This is a genomic window from Paraburkholderia kururiensis JCM 10599 = LMG 19447, assembly GCF_003986935.1.
Taxonomy (GTDB): domain Bacteria; phylum Pseudomonadota; class Gammaproteobacteria; order Burkholderiales; family Burkholderiaceae; genus Paraburkholderia; species Paraburkholderia kururiensis.
Map to the genome: position 1 here is coordinate 1 of NZ_RJZE01000115.1, position 689 is coordinate 689.

1 protein-coding gene is annotated in these 689 nt (G+C 63.4%); it reads left to right on the forward strand.

What is annotated here, in order from left to right:
* The coding region (locus tag PKKP23_RS33530; protein ID WP_420873274.1) for a T6SS effector phospholipase Tle3 domain-containing protein at nucleotides 1–689 on the forward strand (689 nt) is incomplete at both ends.

The window sequence follows — 689 nt, forward strand, 5'->3', positions numbered from 1 at the left end:
GTGATCCGCTTCTACTGGGGCTACAGTGCGGCTTCGGGTACCGAACGGAACTGGCGTATTCCCCTTCGCAATCCACGCGGCGTCGATGCGTGGGCTCCCGAATGCACCAGCGATGGCTTCACCGGAAAGGGGCCGTGGTACTGGGGAGGCGGTCCCTTCCAGAACGGCACCAACAACCTGCAGCAGGTATGGAGCGAGGCGGGCTTCAAACGTCATGTGCTCGGATTCGACATGGAGGCGTTGAACACGGAAGCCGATCGCCAGCTGCAGGATGCGCCCCCGCGCTCCTACTACGCGCACGCGGCCCAGCGACTGGCCGACCTGATCGACCGGATTCGCGTCGAGTGCCCGCGCGACACGGTGACGGTGATGTCGCATAGCCAGGGCACCATGATCGCGATGGCGGCCACCGCCATATGCAAGACCCGCGCGCCCGATGCGCTGTTCGTGATGAATTCGCCGTATTCGCTCGATGACAAGGTTACGGATGCACTGGCCTGCGGACCAGAGCGCCCCACTCCCGAAGCACGGGTCAATACCTTCCGGAACATCGCCAACCGCATCAAGGGCGATAAGCGCGTCTTCACCGAGGCGCAATTGCGGCAGTTGCAGTGCGGCGCGTCCGAGGACATGGACTTCTGGCGACCGGATAACAGGCGTGAATCCGGCGTGGACGAACGCGACAATCA